The sequence below is a fragment of the Xanthomonas sp. LF02-5 genome (assembly GCF_034105325.1).
GTDB classification, from domain to species: Bacteria; Pseudomonadota; Gammaproteobacteria; order Xanthomonadales; family Xanthomonadaceae; genus Xanthomonas_A; species Xanthomonas_A sontii.
The window spans coordinates 298,676-315,653 of sequence record NZ_JAXGGF010000004.1 but is presented as its reverse complement, the minus strand read 5'-3'; the positions used below and the strand labels follow the sequence as shown (position 1 = coordinate 315,653).

Sequence of the window (16,978 nt, the reverse complement as noted above, 5' to 3'; positions counted from 1 at the left end):
CGCCGGCCACCGGCCGCGCTCCGCGTTGACCCGGCCTCCCGCCCGTGCTGTGATGCCTGCCGGTCAGGGCGGAGCGGGATCATGGCAGACAGCAAGGCGGCCTTCGAGAAAGCGGTCCAGGACATCAAGCAGCGGGCCGAGCGCCCCGACAACGACACCCTGTTGCGGCTGTACGCGCTGTACAAGCAAGGCTCGGAGGGCGACGTCAGCGGCGCCAAGCCGGGCTTCTTCGACTTCGTCGGCACCGCCAAGTACGAGGCCTGGGCCAAGCTCAAGGGCATGCCGCAGGCGGAAGCGCAGAAGAAATACGTGGACCTGGTGAAGAAGCTGCTGGCCTGATGGCCCGCGACACCCGGCGGCGCATCCTCGAGACCGCCCTGGCGATGTTCAACGCGCAGGGCGAGCCGCACGTCACCACCAACCACATCGCCGACGAGCTGGAGATCAGCCCCGGCAACCTGTACTACCACTTCCGCAACAAGGACGACATCATCGAGCACCTGTTCGCGCGCTACGAGGAGCGCATGGACGCGGCGCTGGCGCTGCCGAGCGCGCGTCTGCCGGGGCTGGAGGATATCTGGCTGCAGTTGCACCTGGTGTTCGAGTGCATCTGGGACTACCGCTTCCTGTACCGCGACCTGGTCGAGATCCTCAGCCGCAGCCGGCGCCTGCGCCTGCGCTTCGCGCGCATCCTGCGCCGTGCCGACGCCAGCGTGCAGGCGGTGTTCGAGGGACTCGCGCAGACCGGCGCGATGCGCGCCAGCGCCCAGGAACGCGGCGGCGTGGCCACCAACGTGCTGGTGGTGGCCACGTTCTGGCTCAACTACGCGGCCGCGCGCGGCGAGAAGGACGAGCGAGTGGCGATCCGCCACGGCATCGTGCAGGTGATGCAACTGGTCGCGCCGTTCCTGCGCGACGCCGAACGCGCGCACCTGACCGCGTTGATGGACGCCTATCTGGATTGAAGCACCCTGCTCCGCGCGCAAGCACAGGCGGGGCGGTGCCGCTCAGTCGGCGGCAGCCTGCGCGGCTGGCCCGTCGAGCCGGTAGACCTTGCAGACCAGGCCCGGCGGGGTGCGGTAGGTGCGAAAGCCGATGGCCTCGTAGTACGCCTGCCCGAGCGCATTGTCGGCGGCGATGCTGGCGTCGATCTGCGCCAGCCCGGCGCTGCGCGCGGCCGCACAGGTGGCCCGGAACAGCGCGCTGCCGACCCCACGGCGCGCCGCGCGCGGGTCGACGTGGGTGCCGATGATGCCCCAGCCCTCGGCCACGTCGTAGGCATTGCCGGCACGCGCGATGCGCAGCGACTGGAAGCCGAGGACACGCCCGTCGGCGTCCTCGGCCAGCACGCATTGGAGACGATCGGGATGCTGCAGGTAGGTCGCGCGCACCGTCGCCAGATCGGTCGGCGCCTTGCGCAGGCCGGCCGCGAAGATCGCGTCCTGCACCGCGACCATCGCCTCGGCATCGTCAAGCGTGGCGGGCCGGATCTGCATGGTGTCGGCGTCTCGGGTCTATGGTCGCCGGCAAGTATGCCCGAGCGCGGCCCGTCCTGCGCCGGCGCGAATCCGCGCGCCAGGTCACGCGGGTGGAATGCCCAGCGGGACTGACCGCAGGTTCCTAGGGCGCAGCGGCAGCACAGATCCGCAGCGGCTACTTGAGCAACTCGACCACTTTGTCGGCGATGAGCTGATGCCCCTTGGCATTCGGGTGATTCGATTGCGCCATCAGATCTTGCCGATTCCCCTTGTAAGCCGCGAAGGCCGCGTAGGAATCGACCAACGAGACACCTTGCGTCTTCGCGAGCTTGCGGATCATGCCGACCTGTTCGAGCAAGGTCGACTTGGCCGCCGGCGGATCGCCCTTCAGATCGATGCTCGGCGTCATCAGCACAACGCACGCCTTCGCAGCACGCGCCTCACGGATCATCGCGGTGAGGTTGGAGCGCGCCTGCGCGACAGTCAAATTGCGGTCGTTGAGGCCATAGTCGATCATGATCACTTTCGGCCGATGCCCCAGTCCTTCCGCGGCGAACCGGCTGAGCCCCTGACTGGAATTCTCCCCGCCCACCGCCGAGGTGATCACGTTGATGACCGCAGTCGGGTAAAGCTGCTCCAGCGCATCGGCGACACGTTGCGGATACGCATCCTTGCTGTGCACTGCCGGAACGACGAAATATCCAGCGGGTACGCTGTGCCCGAAGGCCACGATATTGATCGTGTGATTCTGCGGCCAAGCCAGTCTTAGCTCCTGCTTGACGGCGCCAAGACACGTTCCGCCATCCGCGGAAGTGGCGGCATGGGCGACAAACGGAGCGGCCGCCAGGCAGCTCAACAGCAAAATCGTTTTCATCCCTTATTGTGATCAATAGGAGCTGTTTTGGCGAGCGTGTAACCGATCCCTCGAACCGCATGCAAGGGCCACAGTCCGGGCCGGCATGCATGGCACCGCGTGCGCCGCTGCAACACGGCGGCAGTCACGCTGACACCATTCCGGCTGCGCCTGTGCTCGGGCTATCGCGCCGCTGCGCTGCGCTTGCTGGCGCTTCGTGGGCGCTGGGCGGACACGCGCTTTTTGCCCGCAGGCTTGGCCGGCTTGGGCGCGGCCTTACGTTTGCGCGAGGTAGCGCGCGGCGCGGCCTGCAACCCCAGCTTGACCAGCACCGGCTGCAGGCGCGCCTCGACCTCGGCGCTCAACGGCTGCACCTGACCACGCAGCGCCGCCGCGCCCTCGCGCACGCTGCTCTCGGCCTCGTCGGCCAGTTGCGTGGCCAGCGCCTTGAGCGTGGCAGCGCCCTGCGCGGCATCGGCGGCGGCGGCCAGCGCGCGCTTGCGGGTCAGCGCGACCACGCCCAGCCCGGCCAGCCACAGGTGCCGCGGGTTCAGCCGGTCCGGCCGCAGCGCGGAGGGGGAACGCTTCTTGGTCGCCATCGCAGGATCTCCAGAGGGGGCCGGCAGTGGCCCCGATGCGCACCATGCTGGCGCCGGCGGCTTGAGCAAACACACTATCGGCGCCCCACCCTTGCCACGTGCCGGCAGCGGCGCCATGCTCGGCGCGGACGCCGTGGCCCGGCGCCGCACAGGGAGATCCACATGGCAGCAAAATCGGGCGCGTGGGCGCCGTTTCCGTACGACGCCAAGGCCTACGCCTACGCCGGCGAGGCGCTGAAGAAAGCGTGGCCCAAGCTGCACGCTGGCGACCGCGAACCCTATCCGGACCCGGCACGCGCGCAGGCCCTGCTCGACGCAGCCGGCAAGGCCGGCAAGGGCCACGACGCGCAGACCGTGTCGGCCGCGCTGATCGAGGCCTGGCGGGCGTTCCACCATGGGCAGTTCCAGCAGGCCTACGAGGCCGGCAAGGCGCTGGGCGTGTTCGGCGCCTCCGTCGCGGTCAAGGCGATCGGCATCCACGCCGGCTATCTGGTCGAGGACGAAAAAGAGCAGTTGCAGCGGCTGCAGCAGGCCGCGACGCTGGCCGAGGCGGCGATCGCCGCGCTGCCGGACGAGGCCAACAGCCACTACCGCCACGCCTTCGCGCTGGGCCGCTACAGCCAGGGCCTGAGCATCGTCAAGGCGCTCAAGCAGGGCATCGCCAGCAAGGTGCGCGCCTCGCTGGAAGCGGCCCTGGAGCTGGAGCCCAAGCATGCCGAGGCGCACATGGCGCTGGCCCTGTACCACGCCGAGATCATCGGCAAGGTCGGCGCGATGATCGGCGGCCTGACCTACGGGGCGAAGGCGGCCACCGCCGAACAGCATATCCAGCAGGCGCTGAAGCTGGTGCCGGACGCGCCGATCGCCCACGTCGAACACGCCAACGTGCTGCTGTTGCTGTACGGCGACAAGCGCGAGGAAGACGCCGCCGCGGCGTTCGAGAAGGCCGCCAAGCTCAAGCCGCGCGATGCGATGGAAGCGCTGGACGCAGCGTTTGCTCGCGATCAGTTGGAGTAGACGCCGGCGCAAGTTGAGCGTATCGCGATGTTTTCTCGTAGGGGCGGCTTCAGCCGCTGCTACAACGCATCGCATACCCGTGATTGGACACACCGTGAGGCGACCGGCGTGATCGGCGGCGGGAGGCCAATCACCCCCTTCCCGCATCCACCTCGTTCCGCCGCCGCGAAGCCGCATCGCGACCTCGCAGCGACGGCCCGCATCAGCCTGCCGGCGGTAGCGCATAGGCGATCACGTAGTCGCCGCGCTTGGTCTCCATGAAGTGATGGCCGGCGGCGACGATGATCAGGTACTCGCGCCCGTCGACCGCGTACACCATCGGCGTGGCCTGGCCACCGGCCGGCAGCTTGGCCTGCCACAGGGTCTTGCCGCTGGCCAGGTCGATCGCGCGGATCAGGTCGTCGGTCGCCGCAGCGATGAAGATCAGCCCGCTGGCGCTGACCACGGCGCCGCCGTTGTTGGGCGTGCCGATCTCGATCGGCAAGCCGGAGTGGATGCCGAACGGGCCATTGCCGCGCGCGCTGCCGAACGGACGGTCCCACAGAGTCTTGCCACTGGCCAGGTCGATCGCACGGATGCCGCCGTACGGCGGCTGCTTGCACAGCAGCCCGGTGAACGGCAGGCGCCAGCCGGCGTTGACGTTGATCGCGTACGGCGTGCCGGCCTGCGGATCGCCGGCGCCCTCGGCGCCGCCGCTGTCGCCGCGCACCTGGTCGCGCGGCGCCCAGCCCATCCTGTCGGCCTTGGCCCGTGGCACCAGCCGGTTGTAGTTGGGCATGTCGTTGTAGTTGGCGACGATCACCCCACGCTGCGGATCCACCGCCACGCTGCCCCAGTCCGAGCCGCCGTTGTAGCCGGGGTACTCGATCGAATGGCGGTCGGCTTCCGGCGGCGTGTAGATGCCCTTGTAGCTGGCGCTGCGGAACTGGATGCGGCACACCAGTTGGTCGATCGGGGTCATGCCCCACATGTCGCGCTCGGTCAGGTCGCGCTTGCGCAGCTAGTGGTACAGCGAGAACGGCTGCCTCCTGGCGCGGCGCTGCGGCTCCACGCCGCCACCCGGCACCGCGCGTTCCTCGACCCCGCCCAGCGGCTTGCCGGTGCGCCGGTCGAGCACGTACAGCTCGCCCTGCTTGCTCGGCAGCAGCACCGCCGGCACGGTGGTGCCGTCGTGCGGGAAATCCAGCAACGTCGGTTGCGAACCCAGGTCGTAGTCCCACACGTCGATGTGGGTGGTCTGGAAATTCCACACCGGCTTGCCGGTGGTGACGTCCAGCGCGACCAGCGAGGTCGCATAGCGGTCTTCCTGCGGGGTGCGCAAACTGCTCCAGTAGTCGGCCGAGGAGTTGCCCGGGGCGATCTGCCGCAGCGGCGTGTAGCGGCTGCCGGCGTTGTCGCGACCGTAGGCGGCCCAGTCGGCATCGGCGGGCGCGTCGGCCGGCTGCGCGCCGGTGCGCGGGCTCGCCAGCGCCGCGGCCATGCCCGCCGCATGCGCCAACGTGCCTTCGGCCTCGGTCACGCCGTACGGCAGGAACGCCAGCGCGAACGCGCCGACGAACACCAGCGCCAGCACCGCGGCGAGCGTGCGCGACAACCTGCGCGAGAACGGCCGGTCCAGCCGCGGCAGCAGCAGCGCCAGGAACACCATCAGGCCCATGCGCGGCACCCAGCGCCAGTAGTCGGCGCCCGACTCCCATGCCGCCCACAACAGCGAGAGCAGGAAGGTCGCCGCAAACCACAGCGCACCATTGCGCCGCGCGCGCCACAGTTGCACGCCGGAGATCGTCAGGCCGAGGCCGGCGACCAGGTAGTACCAGGAGCCGCCTATCGCCAGCACCACTCCGATCAGCGCGCAGGCCCCGCCGAGCAACTGCAGCGGCCAGCCGCCACGACGCTGCATTCATTCGAATTCGTTCATTGCCACTCCTCGCAGGACACGGCCACGCGGAACATCCGCCGAGGCAGCGGCGCACGCGCGCCGCGCGTCCTTATCCCAGGCAGCCGGTGAATGCCGTGCGTTTCCTGCTGACACACGCTGACACGCAATCTTGCCGTCCTCGTGATCCAGCATCGACCTGGGCATCACGCGGGCTGTGTCGTCGAGGGCGAGGACGACCCGGCGGCATAGTCAGTCGGTGTGACGCGGCGGTCGTACAAATGGCCGCCGTGGCGCCGCGTGCACGCTCGCAGCAGAGCATCCGCATCGTTGCGGTGGCGAGCCCCAAAAACGACGACGCCGGCACGAGGCCGGCGTCGTCGTTCGCTCAGGAGCGCATCACGCCTGCGGCGGTGCAGCCTCGCCAGTGCCTTCGGCGACGCCGTCCTCGCCCGGCAGCACGTCCTCCTCGACCAGCGAGCCGTCCAGGCGTTCCACCGCCTGCAGCTTCTCGCCCTTGGACAGGCGGATCAGGGTCACGCCCTGGGTGTTGCGGCCGACGCGGGAGATTTCCGAGGCGCGGGTCCGCACCAGGGTGCCGCCGTCGGAGATCAGCAGCACTTCGTCGCGGGTGCTCAGCAGCACCGCACCGACCAGCTTGCCGTTGCGCTCGCTGGTCTGGATGCCGATGACGCCCTGGGTGCCGCGGCCCTTGCGCGGATACTCGCCCAGCGGGGTGCGCTTGCCGTAGCCGTTCTCGGTCGCGGTGAGGATGTAGGCATCGGCCTCGTCGCCGTTGCGCGCCTCGGCCTCGACCTCGGCGTCCGCTGCGGCGTCGACGTCGTCGGCGTCCTCGTCCTGGCCCACGGCCGGCTCGGCCACGATCAGGCTGACCACGTACTCGCTCTTGGCCAGGCGGATGCCGCGCACGCCGCGGCTGCTGCGTCCGGTCGGCTTGACCCCGCCGCGGCTCTTGCGCCGCACGCCACGGGCGTCGTCGCCCTCCTCGCCCGCGGCCTCGTCGTCGGCCACGACGCCGTCGTCGGCAGCGGCCTCGTCGATGGCCGCATCATCGGCCTCGTCGTCCTTGGGCCGTTCGGAGAAGCGCACGGTCTTGCCGTTGGAGGCGAACAGCAGCACGTCGCGCTCGCCGTCGGTGAGCGCGACGCCGACCAGGGCATCGCCCTCGTCGAGGTTGATCGCGATCTTGCCGATCTTGCGCTGGAACGCGAACTCGCTCAGCGGGGTCTTCTTGACCATGCCGTTGCGGGTGGCGAAGAACACGTAGCGGCCTTCGGCGTACTCGCGCACCGGCAGCACGGCCTGCACGCGCTCGCCGTTCTCCAGCGGAATCCAGTTGACGATCGGGCGGCCGCGCGCGTTCGGCCCTGCCTCGGGCAACTGGTGCACGGGCAGCCAGAACACCTTGCCGCTGCTGGTGAAGGTCAGCAGCGTGTCGTGGGTGTTGACCAGCCACAGCTGGTCGATGAAATCCTCTTCCTTGGTCGCCGCCGCGCTGCGGCCGCGACCGCCGCGACGCTGCGCGCGGTAGGCGCTGACCGGCTGGCGCTTGGCGTAGCCGGCATGCGACAGGGTCACCACCACGTCTTCCGGCGCGATCAGGTCGAGGATGTCCAGATCCTCTTCGCTGTGGCGGATCTCGGTACGGCGCGCATCGCCGTATTCCTCGCGGATGTTGACCAGTTCCTCGCGGATCACCTGCAGCAGCACATCCGGGTTTTCCAGGATGCGGATCAGCCCGGCGATGGCGTCCAGCAGCTGCTTGTATTCCTCGGTAAGGCGCTCCTGCTCCAGGCCGGTCAGGCGGTGCAGGCGCATTTCCAGGATCTGCGTGGCCTGCACCTCGGTCAGCTGGTAGCCGCCGCCGACCAGGCCGACGCCGCTGGGCAGGTCTTCCGGGCGCGAGGCCTCGGCGCCGGCCGCGTTGAGCAGCGCGCCGACCAGGCCCGGTTGCCAGGTCTTGGCCAGCATGCGCTCGCGCGCTTCGTTCGGGTTCGCCGAGGTCTTGATCAGCTCGATCATCTCGTCGATGTTGGCGAGCGCGACGGTCAGACCTTCGAGGATATGCGCGCGGGCGCGCGCCTTGCGCAGTTCGAAGATGGTGCGGCGGGTGACCACTTCGCGGCGGTGGCGGACGAACGCCTCCAGCATCTGCTTGAGGTTCATCAGCTGCGGGCGGCCGTCGACCAGCGCCACCATGTTGATGCCGAACACCGACTCCATCTGGGTCTGCTGGTACAGGTTGTTCAGCACCACGTCGGCGGCTTCGCCGCGCTTGACCTCGATGTAGATACGCATGCCGTCCTTGTCGGACTCGTCGCGCAGCTCGCTGATGCCTTCGAGCTTCTTTTCCTTGACCAGCTCGGCGATCTTCTCGATCAGCCGCGCCTTGTTGACCTGGTACGGGATCTCGGTGACCACGATCGCTTCGCGGCCGTTGTCCTGGATCTCGATCTCGGCCTTGGCGCGCATGCGCACGCGGCCGCGGCCGGTGCGATAGCCAGCGACGATGCCGGTGGTGCCGTTGATGATGCCGGCAGTCGGGAAATCCGGGCCGGGGATGTGCTCCATCAACCCGTCGACGTCGATCTGCGGATTGTCGATCAGCGCCAGGCAGGCGTTGATCGACTCGGTCAGGTTGTGCGGCGGGATGTTGGTGGCCATGCCCACCGCGATGCCGGCCGAGCCGTTGACCAGCAGGCTCGGGAAGCGCGTCGGCATCACCGACGGTTCCTGTTCCTTCTCGTCGTAGTTGGGCTGGAAATCGACGGTTTCCTTGTCGATGTCGGCCATCATCTCGTGCGCGAGCCGCGACATGCGCGCCTCGGTGTAACGCATCGCCGCCGCGGAATCGCCGTCGACCGAGCCGAAGTTACCCTGCCCGTCCACCATCAGGTAGCGCAGCGAGAACGGCTGCGCCATGCGCACCAGGGTGTCGTACACCGACTGGTCGCCGTGCGGGTGGTACTTACCGATGACGTCGCCGACGATACGCGCCGACTTGTAGTAGGGCTTGTTGCTGTGCGCGCCCAACTCGTTCATCGCGAACAACACGCGGCGATGCACCGGCTTGAGGCCGTCGCGCGCATCCGGGAGGGCACGCCCCACGATCACGCTCATGGCGTAATCGAGGTAGCTCTTGCGCATCTCGTCTTCCAGGTTGACCTGGATGATTTCCTTGGCGGATTCTGCCATTCGGGTTCCGTAAGTCTGGTGGCGGATCGACCACCACGCCGGCCCGCGACAGGCGGGCCCGCCGCGGCCGCACGCCTAGGGCGCACGGCGGTCGATCGAACCGCCGGATTCTATCATGACAGGCGCCCGATTGCCCGGTTTTTGCCGGCGCGAACAAGCACTTGCGCGCCACCGGCCGCCTCTGCCGGGCGCGGCGGCGCTCCCTGGAACTCAGCCGCCGAAGGCGGCGCGCATGCGCGCCGGGTCCGGCTGCTCAATCACTCCGCGCTCGGTGACGATGGCATCGATCAGGTCCGCCGGGGTCACGTCGAACACCGGGTTCCAGGCGGCGATGCCGTCGGCCACGGTGCGGGTGCCGCCGACGCCGAACAGCTCGCCCGGATCGCGTTGCTCGATCTCGATCTGCGCGCCGTCGGCGGTGTCCATGTCCACGGTGGACGACGGCGCCACCACCATGAACCTGACGCCATGGTGGCGCGCGGCGATCGCCAGCTGGTAGGTGCCGATCTTGTTGGCGGTGTCGCCATTGGCGCAGATGCGGTCGGCGCCGACGATCACCCACTGCACCGCGCCGGTCTTCATCAGGTGCGAGGCCGCCGAATCGGCGATCAGGGTGGCGTCGATGCCGTCCTGCTGCAGCTCCCACACGGTCAGCCGCGCGCCCTGCAGCCACGGCCGGGTCTCGCTGGCGAACACCTTGGCGATGCGCTGCTGGGCGACGCCGGCGCGGATCACGCCCAGCGCGGTACCGAAGCCGGCGGTGGCCAGCGAGCCGGTGTTGCAATGGGTCAGCACGCCGCTGCCCGGCACGATCAGGCCGGCACCGAGCGCGCCCATGTGCCGGTTGGCGGCCAGATCCTCTTCGGCGATCGCCTGCGCCTCGCGCTCCAGCACGGACGGCCAGTCGCTGCCTGCCGCGCCCAGCGCGCCGCGCATGCGCGCCAGCGCCCAGGCCAGGTTGACCGCGGTCGGGCGCGCGGCATTGAGCCGCTGCAGGGCCGGCTCCAGCTTCAGCAACGCCTCGGCGCCGTTCTCGGCCTGCACCTCGCGCGCGGCCAGCACCGTGCCCCAGCCTGCAGCGATGCCGATCGCCGGCGCGCCGCGCACGGCCAGAGCGTGGATCGCCGCGGCGACCTGGTCGCTGTCGGTGCAGCGCACGTGTTCGACCGCGAACGGCAGCTTGCGCTGGTCCAGCAGCTCCAGCGCGTCGCCGGTCCACAGGATCGGGCGGATATGGTCGTAGCGGGCGTAATCGATATCGAGGGCGGCGTTCATCGCGCCATTGTAAACGCCGGCGATTGCGGATTGAGGACGCCGCGCCACCGCACCGGCGCGCTCAGTTGACGCTGAACTCGGCGCGGCAGCCCTTGTCCACCCAGATACCATCGCGATCCCAGCCCCAGCTGTCGTCCTGCACGCAGGGCGCGCCGGACAGTTGCCGGCGCAGTTCGACACGATCCTGCACACTGACGCCGCAGCGGCGCCGCGCCTTGCCCTTGGATTCGCACAGCACCGGCCGCGGGCCGGCGGGGAAGCCGGAGCCGTCGGCGGCGCCGATCTCGAACTCGCCGCGGCAGCCGCGCGCGACCCAGATCTCGTTGCGGCGCACGCCCCAGCTGCGCTCCTCGCGGCACGGCACCGACGACAACTGCCGCATCAGCCGCACCGGCGCCCCGCGCAGCATCACCGGGCAGCTTTCCAAGCGCCCATCGGACTCGCAGCGCAACACGCGGCGCATCGCGCTGCGCGGCGCTTCCACCGGATTGGGACGGAATTCGGCGCGACAACCGAGGGTGACCCACACGCCGGTGGCGTCAGACCCCCACTCGCTGCCACGGATGCAGTCGTTGTCGGAGAGTTGCCGCACCAGTTGCACGCCCTGGTCGGTGGACATCGGACAGTGCACCCAGGTCATGTCGCGCGACTCGCAGCGGATCACCGCGACATCGTACGCATCGGTGTCCTGCGCCGGCGACGGCATCGGCCACACGCTTGCCGCCAACCCCAGCCAACACCAGCCACCGAGCCCGTACGCCCACTTCATGCTTGGCTCTGCCCCTATGCCTAGAACCTGAACAACGAAGACCTGCTGGCGCGCGGCGTGCGCATGCCGTGCCCGATCAAACCATCATCGGTGTGGACAACGCAACAAGGCGCCGCGAAAACACGTGACGGCCTGTTCAGGCATGCGCGAAATCGTAGGCGAGCACCTCGCCGATCTGCGCGGTGCCGCGCATCGCCATCAGCAGCCGGTCCACGCCGACCGCGACGCCGGCGCAGTCGGGCAAGGCCGGCAGCGCCTGCAGCAGTCGCTCGTCCAGCGGCGGCAGCACCGCTCCGCGCGCCTGGCGCAGCGCATGGTCGCGCAGGAAGCGCCGGCGCTGCTCGGCGGCATCGTTGAGCTCGTGGTAGCCGTTAGCCAGTTCGTAGCCGCCCAGGTACAGCTCGAAGCGCTCAGCCACCGGCGGGTCGTCGTCGCGCACGCGCGCCAGCGCGCACTGGCTGGCCGGCCAGTCGTGGACCACGGTGAGGCGGTCGGCCGGGAACGCCGGCTGCAGGCAGTGGGTCATCAGCAGGTCCAGCCAGTCGTCGCGGCCCAGGCCGTCGGCATCGATGCGGATCTCGCGTAGCGGCTGCTGCAGCGCCTCCAGCGGCGCAGCGAACGGATCCAGGCCCACGCCCTGCTGGAACAGCTCGCGGTAGCTGAGCACCTGCAGCGTGGCGCTGCGCCCGACCAGGGCCAGCGCCGTGCGCACCAGCTCCACGGTCTCCTCGATCAACTGCCGGTGATCCCAGCCGACCCGGTACCACTCGAGCATGGTGAACTCGGGATTGTGGCGGCCGCCGGCCTCGCCGTTGCGGAACACCCGCCCCAGTTCGTAGCAATCGCCGATGCCGGCTGCGAGCAGCCGCTTCAGCGGATACTCGGGCGAGGTACGCAGCCAGCGCAGCGCCGGACCTGCGTCGACGTGGCCGCTGAAGCGGGTCTGGAAGCTGTCGATGTTCGGCTCGGTGTTGCCGGCCGCCGACAGCATCGGCGTCTCCACTTCCAGCACGCCGCGCGCGGCGAAGAAGCCGCGGATGGCGGCATTGAGCCGGGCGCGCAATTGTAGGGTGGACAGCAGGTCCATCACGGCGCCGTGTCGAGCCGGCGGCTCAGCTGGTCGCGCGCGTCGTCGCGATAGCCCAGGCCCAGGTACAGGCGCTTGGCGGCGGCGTTGTGGTGATTGACCTCCATCCGCAGCATGTCCACGCCCAGCGCGCGGGCGCGCGCCTCGACCAGCGCCACCGCGCGCCGGCCCCAGCCGCGGCCGCGTGCGGCCGGGCCCAGGTACAACTCGTCGAGCAGCAGATAGCGCCCGCCCAGTTCGACGCTGAAACAAGCGGTGATCAGCGCATAGCCCACCACCGCGCCGTCCGGCGCCAGCCACAGCAGCGCCTCGCCCAGTGTCGGCTGCGTGAGCAGCGCCTGCAGGCCGCGCGTCACCCGCTCGGCATCGAACGCGATACCGTCCTCGGCGTAGAACGCCTGCAGCATCCCCAGCAAGGCCGGCTGATCGGCCGCGCCGGCGATGCGCCAGCGCAGTTCCTCCTGCGTGGTGCCAAGCGCGCTCATGCGCCCTGCCCCTGCGACTGCAGGAACGCCAGCAACTGCGCCTCGTCCCACACCGCCACGCCCAGCTCCTGCGCCTTGTCGAGCTTGGAACCGGCAGCCTCGCCGGCGACCACGAACGCGGTCTTCTTCGATACGCTGCCGGCGACCTTGGCGCCCAGCGCCTCCAGTTGCGCCTTGGCCTCGTCGCGGGTCAGCGCGGTCAGGGTGCCGGTCAGCACCACGGTCTGCCCATCCAGCGGGCCGGCGCGACGCTGGGTCTGCGCCGGCGCGGCATCGAGCAGGCGTTGCATCGCCGCCTCGGCGTCCAACAGCGCCTGCTTCTGTGCCGGATCGGCCAGGTACGCAGCCAGGTTGGCGGCGCCGGCCGTGGACAGGCCCGCCCCGGTCCAGCCGCTTTCGTTGGCGCCCAGCAACGCGTGCAACGTGCCGTAGGTGGCGGCCAGGCGCTGCGCGCTCTTGCCGCCGAGCTTGTCCACCGGGAGCGTGCCCAGCAGATGCGCCAGATCCAGGCGCTCGCGCAGTTCCGCCGGCGGCGTGCCCTCGTCGGAAAAGCAAATGCCGGCGGCGATCAGCGCATCGACCACCGCGGCGTTGCCGGGTTGTTCGAAGAACGTGGCGATCGAGCGCGCCACCTCGCCGCCGATGTCCGGCAAGGCCTGCAGCAGCACCGCCGGGGTGCTGCGCACGAACGCCAGCGAGCCCAGCCAGTAGGCCAGCGCCTTGGCCGTGGTCTCACCCAGGTGCGGAATGCCCAGCGCGAACAGGAAACGCGGCAGCGTGGTGGCGCGGCTGGCGTCGATGCCGGCGACCAGATTCTCGGCCCACTTGGTCGCGAGCTTGCCCCCCAGGTCCACTGTCAGGTGCGCGCGCAGGAAGTCGGCGCGCCGCCACGACGTGGTCTCGTCCTCCAACGCGGCGCGGCCGGCCGCATCCAGCGCCAACGCGCCCTTGCTGTCCTCCAGCGACTGCAGCAGGTCGGCGGCAGTGGCCGCGTCCAGCGCGGTCTTCATCCGCACCAGATCCTCCACGCTCAAGGCGTACAGGTCGGCCAGCGACTGCACGAAGCCGAACTCGACCAGGGCATCGGCCTGGCGCTCGCCCAGGCCTTCGATGTCCATGGCGCGACGCGAGGCGAAGTGACGCACGGCCTCCTTGCGCTGCGCCGCACAGGCCAGGCCGCCGCTGCAACGCCAGGCCACCGCATCCTCTTCCTTGACCAGTTCCGAACCGCACACCGGGCACGCCGCCGGCATCGTCCACGGCGCGGTGCCCGGCGGACGCCGTTCCTCGATCACCCGCACCACTTCCGGGATCACGTCGCCGGCGCGGCGCACGATCACCGTGTCGCCTTCGCGCACGTCCAGCCGCGCGATCTGGTCGGCGTTGTGCAACGTCGCGTTGGTAACCGTGACGCCAGCGACCTGCACCGGCTCCAGCCGCGCCACCGGGGTGACCGCGCCGGTGCGGCCGATCTGCACCTCGATCGCACGCAGCACGGTGGATTGTTCCTGCGCCGGGAACTTGTGCGCCAGCGCCCAGCGCGGCGCGCGCGAGACGAAGCCCATCGCCCGTTGCTGGTCGTAGTCGTCGAGCTTGTAGACCACGCCGTCGATGTCGTACGGCAAGCTGTCGCGGGCGGCGCCGATGCGGCGGAAATAGGCGATCAGGCCATCGAAGCCGGTGGCGGTGTCCGCCTCCGGGGCGACGGGGAAGCCGTAGTCGCGCAGCAGTTGCAGGGTCTGCGAATGGGTTTCGGGCAGTTCCAGGCCGCGGACCTCGCCCACCGAATAGGCGAAGAACGCCAGCGGCCGGCGCCGGGTGACCGCCGGATCGAGCTGGCGCAGCGAGCCGGCGGCGCCATTGCGCGGGTTGGCCAGCAGCTTCTCGTTGCGCTCCAGCGCCTGTGCGTTCCAGGTAGCGAAGGCGGCGCGCGGCATGTAGATCTCGCCGCGCACTTCCAGCACCGCCGGCGGCGGCACGCCGAGGTCGCGCAGCTTCAGCGGCACCGAACGCACCTGGCGCAGGTTGGCGGTGACGTCCTCGCCGGTGCTGCCGTCGCCGCGGGTGGCGCCCTGCACGAACACGCCGTCCTCGTAGCGCAGGCTGATCGCCAGGCCGTCCAGCTTCGGCTCCACCGAGAACACCGGCGCGGCCAGGTCCAGTTCGCGCTCGATGCGGCGCTCGAAATCGGCGACCTCGGCGAAGCGCGTGCGATCGTCGGCGTCCTCGGCCACGCCCGGGGTCTCGAAGGCATTGGCCAGCGACAGCATCGGGATCGCGTGGCGCACTTCCGGGAAGCCGCCGTCCGGGCGCGCGCCGACCTTGCGCGTCGGCGAATCCGCGCTGGCCAGCTCGGGGTGCGCGGCTTCCAGCGCCTCCAACTCGCGCATCAGCGCATCGTACTCGGCATCGGGAATCGACGCGTCGTCGAGCACGTAGTAGCGGTGATTGGCGTCGTCGATGCGCTGGCGCAACTCGGCGGCACGCTGCTGGGGATCGGGAATTGCGGTCATGCGCAGCGGAAATCGGGGTAACGGAGAGGGGGCGATAGTAGCTGGAAGGCGGGGATTGGGGAGTCGGCTTGACGGCCGGACGGCCGGGATTGCGGATTGGGATTCGCAACAGCCCGAGCTCGGACTTCTGGTGTCAGCGGCAGTCGGACCCTCATCCGCCCCTGCGGGGCACCTTCCCCCAAGCAGGGGGCCATGGTCCCGAGTGGAGAAGGGAGAAGCCAAGGCCCCTCTCCCACCGGGAGAGGGGTTGGGGTGAGGGTACGGAGCGCGCAACGCCATCGACCTCACCACCCGGCTTTTGCCAATCCCCAATCCCCAATCCCCAATCCCAGCCTCAAGCCCATCCCGAAATCCCAAATCCCGAATCCCGGCCCCTCACTCCCTTGCCCCGCCATTAACACCTCGTTAACGTGACCTCCCCCGCCCGCTCTGGAGAGCCACGTGTCGCTACCGGTCTCGCGCCGTTCCTTCCTGTCCCTGGCTACCTCCGGTTTGGCGCTGGGCGCCGTGGGCCTGGCGCCCGTCGCCGAGGCGGCGCGGCGCAAGGCCGCCGACACTGCTGCGGCAACACCTGACGTAGTGCCAGCAACCGGCACGGTGCACCTGAACTTCAACGAATGCCCGCTGGGCCCTTCGCCCGCGGCGCTGGCCGCGGCACAGGCGATCCTGCCGCGCAGCGGCCGCTACCTGTTCGAGCTGTCGGACGAGCTGATCGCCGCTTTCGTCGGCCAGCAGCGCCTGCCGGCCGACCACGTGGCGGTGTATCCCGGTTCCAGCGAGCCGCTCGCCCGCGCCGCGCGCGCCTTCACCACGCCGCGCGCCGGCGTGGTGGTGGCCGATCCGACCTTCGAGGCGGTGGCCGATGTGGCTGCCGCGCATGGCGCACCGGTGCGGCGGGTGCCGCTGCGCGCCGACGGCGCCCACGACGTCAAGGCCATGGCCAGCGCCGATCCGAACGCCGGACTGATCTACCTGTGCAATCCCAATAACCCGACCGGGTCGGTCACCAAGCGCGCCGACATCGAATGGCTGCTGGCCAACAAGCCTGCGTCCAGCGTGCTGCTGGTCGACGAGGCCTACCTGCACTACAGCGACGAGCCGTCGGTGATCGACCTGATCGGCCAGCGCCAGGACCTGCTGGTGCTGCGCACCTTCTCCAAGCTGTACGGCATGGCCGGGCTGCGCCTGGGCCTGGCGGTGGCCGCGCCGGGGCTGCAGACCAGGCTGGCCGCGTTCGGCCAGAATCCGGTGTCGGTGCCTGCGCTGGCCGCCGGCATCGCCAGCCTGCAGGACCTGCAACTGGTGCCGACCCGCCGCGCCGAGAACGCGCGCATCCGCGACGCCACCATCGCCTGGCTGCAGAGCAAGGGCTACAAGTGCCTGCCGTCGCAGGCCAACTGCTTCATGGTCGACGTCAAGCGCGACGGCGCCGCTTTCGCCGCGGCGATGGCCAAGCAAGGCGTGATCGTCGGCCGCAGCTGGCCGATCTGGCCGAAGCTGGTGCGCGTTACCGTGGGCACCGAAGCGGAGATGCTGCGGTTTCGGGATGCGTTTGTTAAGGCGCGCAAATAGCTTGGGGGCCGGGAATGGGGAATGGAAACTGGGGAATCGTAAAAGCGGGTTGTCGTGCGGCTGAGGCGTGGCTGGTTTTGCCCTGGCATTGCCGTTGCGAATTCGCGATTCGCTAGCCTCGGCGCCAACGCTCGATTGGCGGTGAGTCGGGATTCGGGAAGGGCACTGGGAATTCGCAACAGTCAAAGCCAGGGGCTTTGGCATCGGCGGCGGCCGTACCCTCTTCCGCCCCTTCGGG

Annotated in this window: 13 protein-coding genes and 1 pseudogene; 4 read left to right on the top strand and 10 right to left on the bottom strand. The window is 69.7% G+C overall.

The window, feature by feature from the left end; all coding sequences use genetic code 11:
• The first annotated feature begins 81 nt into the window (after positions 1-81).
• Together SLW52_RS12825 and SLW52_RS12820 are read left to right on the top strand one after the other, a co-directional pair.
• Positions 82-339, top strand: coding sequence for an acyl-CoA-binding protein (locus SLW52_RS12825; protein ID WP_048490289.1), 258 nt, complete (start codon positions 82-84; stop codon positions 337-339).
• On the top strand, positions 339-965 hold the full coding sequence (locus SLW52_RS12820) for a TetR/AcrR family transcriptional regulator (protein ID WP_152245787.1): 627 nt from the start codon (positions 339-341) through the stop codon (positions 963-965). Before SLW52_RS12825 ends, SLW52_RS12820 begins: the two co-directional genes overlap by 1 nt.
• Before the next feature lie 42 nt (positions 966-1,007).
• Here the strand turns inward: SLW52_RS12820 and SLW52_RS12815 are convergent, their stop codons facing one another.
• The 3 genes from SLW52_RS12815 to SLW52_RS12805 form a co-directional block, all read right to left on the bottom strand.
• Entirely contained in the window at positions 1,008-1,496 is a 489-nt protein-coding gene (locus tag SLW52_RS12815) for a GNAT family N-acetyltransferase (protein WP_242004189.1), read from the bottom strand.
• 157 nt (positions 1,497-1,653) lie between these two features.
• Positions 1,654-2,352, bottom strand: a complete 699-nt coding sequence (locus SLW52_RS12810) for an SGNH/GDSL hydrolase family protein (protein ID WP_267104066.1) — start codon at positions 2,350-2,352, stop codon at positions 1,654-1,656.
• 161 nt (positions 2,353-2,513) lie between these two features.
• Positions 2,514-2,930: a hypothetical protein gene (locus tag SLW52_RS12805; RefSeq protein WP_267101906.1), complete on the bottom strand. Its 417-nt coding sequence runs from the start codon at positions 2,928-2,930 to the stop codon at positions 2,514-2,516.
• Positions 2,931-3,092: 162 nt separating this feature from the next.
• Between SLW52_RS12805 and SLW52_RS12800 the strand changes: the two genes are divergently transcribed.
• Positions 3,093-3,947 carry a hypothetical protein gene (locus tag SLW52_RS12800; protein ID WP_320740414.1) on the top strand — a complete coding sequence of 285 codons (855 nt, stop codon included), beginning with the start codon at positions 3,093-3,095 and terminating at the stop codon, positions 3,945-3,947.
• A 202-nt stretch (positions 3,948-4,149) separates the two neighbouring features.
• Here the strand turns inward: SLW52_RS12800 and SLW52_RS12795 are convergent.
• The 7 genes and pseudogenes from SLW52_RS12795 to ligA form a co-directional block, all read right to left on the bottom strand.
• A pseudogene (locus tag SLW52_RS12795) lies at positions 4,150-5,847 on the bottom strand (PQQ-binding-like beta-propeller repeat protein).
• A 375-nt stretch (positions 5,848-6,222) separates the two neighbouring features.
• Positions 6,223-9,039, bottom strand: coding sequence for a DNA gyrase subunit A (gene gyrA, locus SLW52_RS12790; RefSeq protein WP_320740416.1), 2,817 nt, complete (start codon positions 9,037-9,039; stop codon positions 6,223-6,225).
• A gap of 210 nt (positions 9,040-9,249) precedes the next feature.
• On the bottom strand, positions 9,250-10,314 hold the full coding sequence (gene mtnA, locus SLW52_RS12785) for an S-methyl-5-thioribose-1-phosphate isomerase (RefSeq protein WP_320740417.1): 1,065 nt from the start codon (positions 10,312-10,314) through the stop codon (positions 9,250-9,252).
• Between the two features lie 61 nt (positions 10,315-10,375).
• A complete protein-coding gene (locus SLW52_RS12780) occupies positions 10,376-11,020 on the bottom strand; it encodes a DUF3011 domain-containing protein (RefSeq protein ID WP_320740522.1) in 645 nt (214 codons plus the stop codon).
• A gap of 199 nt (positions 11,021-11,219) precedes the next feature.
• The gene (gene epmA / locus SLW52_RS12775) at positions 11,220-12,170 is read right to left on the bottom strand and encodes an EF-P lysine aminoacylase EpmA (RefSeq protein ID WP_320740418.1); all 951 of its coding nucleotides are present in this window, start codon (positions 12,168-12,170) and stop codon (positions 11,220-11,222) included.
• Positions 12,170-12,655: a GNAT family N-acetyltransferase gene (locus SLW52_RS12770; protein ID WP_320740420.1), complete on the bottom strand. Its 486-nt coding sequence runs from the start codon at positions 12,653-12,655 to the stop codon at positions 12,170-12,172. The genes epmA and SLW52_RS12770 overlap by 1 nt, the downstream gene beginning before the upstream one ends.
• Positions 12,652-15,168, bottom strand: a complete 2,517-nt coding sequence (gene ligA / locus SLW52_RS12765; RefSeq protein WP_320740421.1) for an NAD-dependent DNA ligase LigA — start codon at positions 15,166-15,168, stop codon at positions 12,652-12,654. Before ligA ends, SLW52_RS12770 begins: the two co-directional genes overlap by 4 nt.
• Positions 15,169-15,609: 441 nt before the next feature.
• Here ligA and SLW52_RS12760 point away from each other — a divergent pair, with 441 nt between their 5' ends.
• Positions 15,610-16,740, top strand: a complete 1,131-nt coding sequence (locus tag SLW52_RS12760) for a pyridoxal phosphate-dependent aminotransferase (RefSeq protein WP_320740422.1) — start codon at positions 15,610-15,612, stop codon at positions 16,738-16,740.
• Positions 16,741-16,978: the final 238 nt, after the last annotated feature.

What these genes read in the sequence shown, in the direction of transcription:
- SLW52_RS12820 (WP_152245787.1), top strand. Translation starts at nt 339, where the DNA reads ATGGCCCGCGACACCCGGCGGCGCATCCTCGAGACCGCCCTGGCGATG.
- ligA (WP_320740421.1), bottom strand. Translation starts at nt 15,168, where the DNA reads ATGACCGCAATTCCCGATCCCCAGCAGCGTGCCGCCGAGTTGCGCCAG.
- SLW52_RS12780 (WP_320740522.1), bottom strand. Translation starts at nt 11,020, where the DNA reads ATGCCGTCGCCGGCGCAGGACACCGATGCGTACGATGTCGCGGTGATC.
- mtnA (WP_320740417.1), bottom strand. Translation starts at nt 10,314, where the DNA reads ATGAACGCCGCCCTCGATATCGATTACGCCCGCTACGACCATATCCGC.
- SLW52_RS12815 (WP_242004189.1), bottom strand. Translation starts at nt 1,496, where the DNA reads ATGCAGATCCGGCCCGCCACGCTTGACGATGCCGAGGCGATGGTCGCG.
- SLW52_RS12800 (WP_320740414.1), top strand. Translation starts at nt 3,093, where the DNA reads ATGGCAGCAAAATCGGGCGCGTGGGCGCCGTTTCCGTACGACGCCAAG.
- SLW52_RS12825 (WP_048490289.1), top strand. Translation starts at nt 82, where the DNA reads ATGGCAGACAGCAAGGCGGCCTTCGAGAAAGCGGTCCAGGACATCAAG.
- SLW52_RS12810 (WP_267104066.1), bottom strand. Translation starts at nt 2,352, where the DNA reads ATGAAAACGATTTTGCTGTTGAGCTGCCTGGCGGCCGCTCCGTTTGTC.
- gyrA (WP_320740416.1), bottom strand. Translation starts at nt 9,039, where the DNA reads ATGGCAGAATCCGCCAAGGAAATCATCCAGGTCAACCTGGAAGACGAG.
- SLW52_RS12805 (WP_267101906.1), bottom strand. Translation starts at nt 2,930, where the DNA reads ATGGCGACCAAGAAGCGTTCCCCCTCCGCGCTGCGGCCGGACCGGCTG.
- SLW52_RS12770 (WP_320740420.1), bottom strand. Translation starts at nt 12,655, where the DNA reads ATGAGCGCGCTTGGCACCACGCAGGAGGAACTGCGCTGGCGCATCGCC.
- epmA (WP_320740418.1), bottom strand. Translation starts at nt 12,170, where the DNA reads ATGGACCTGCTGTCCACCCTACAATTGCGCGCCCGGCTCAATGCCGCC.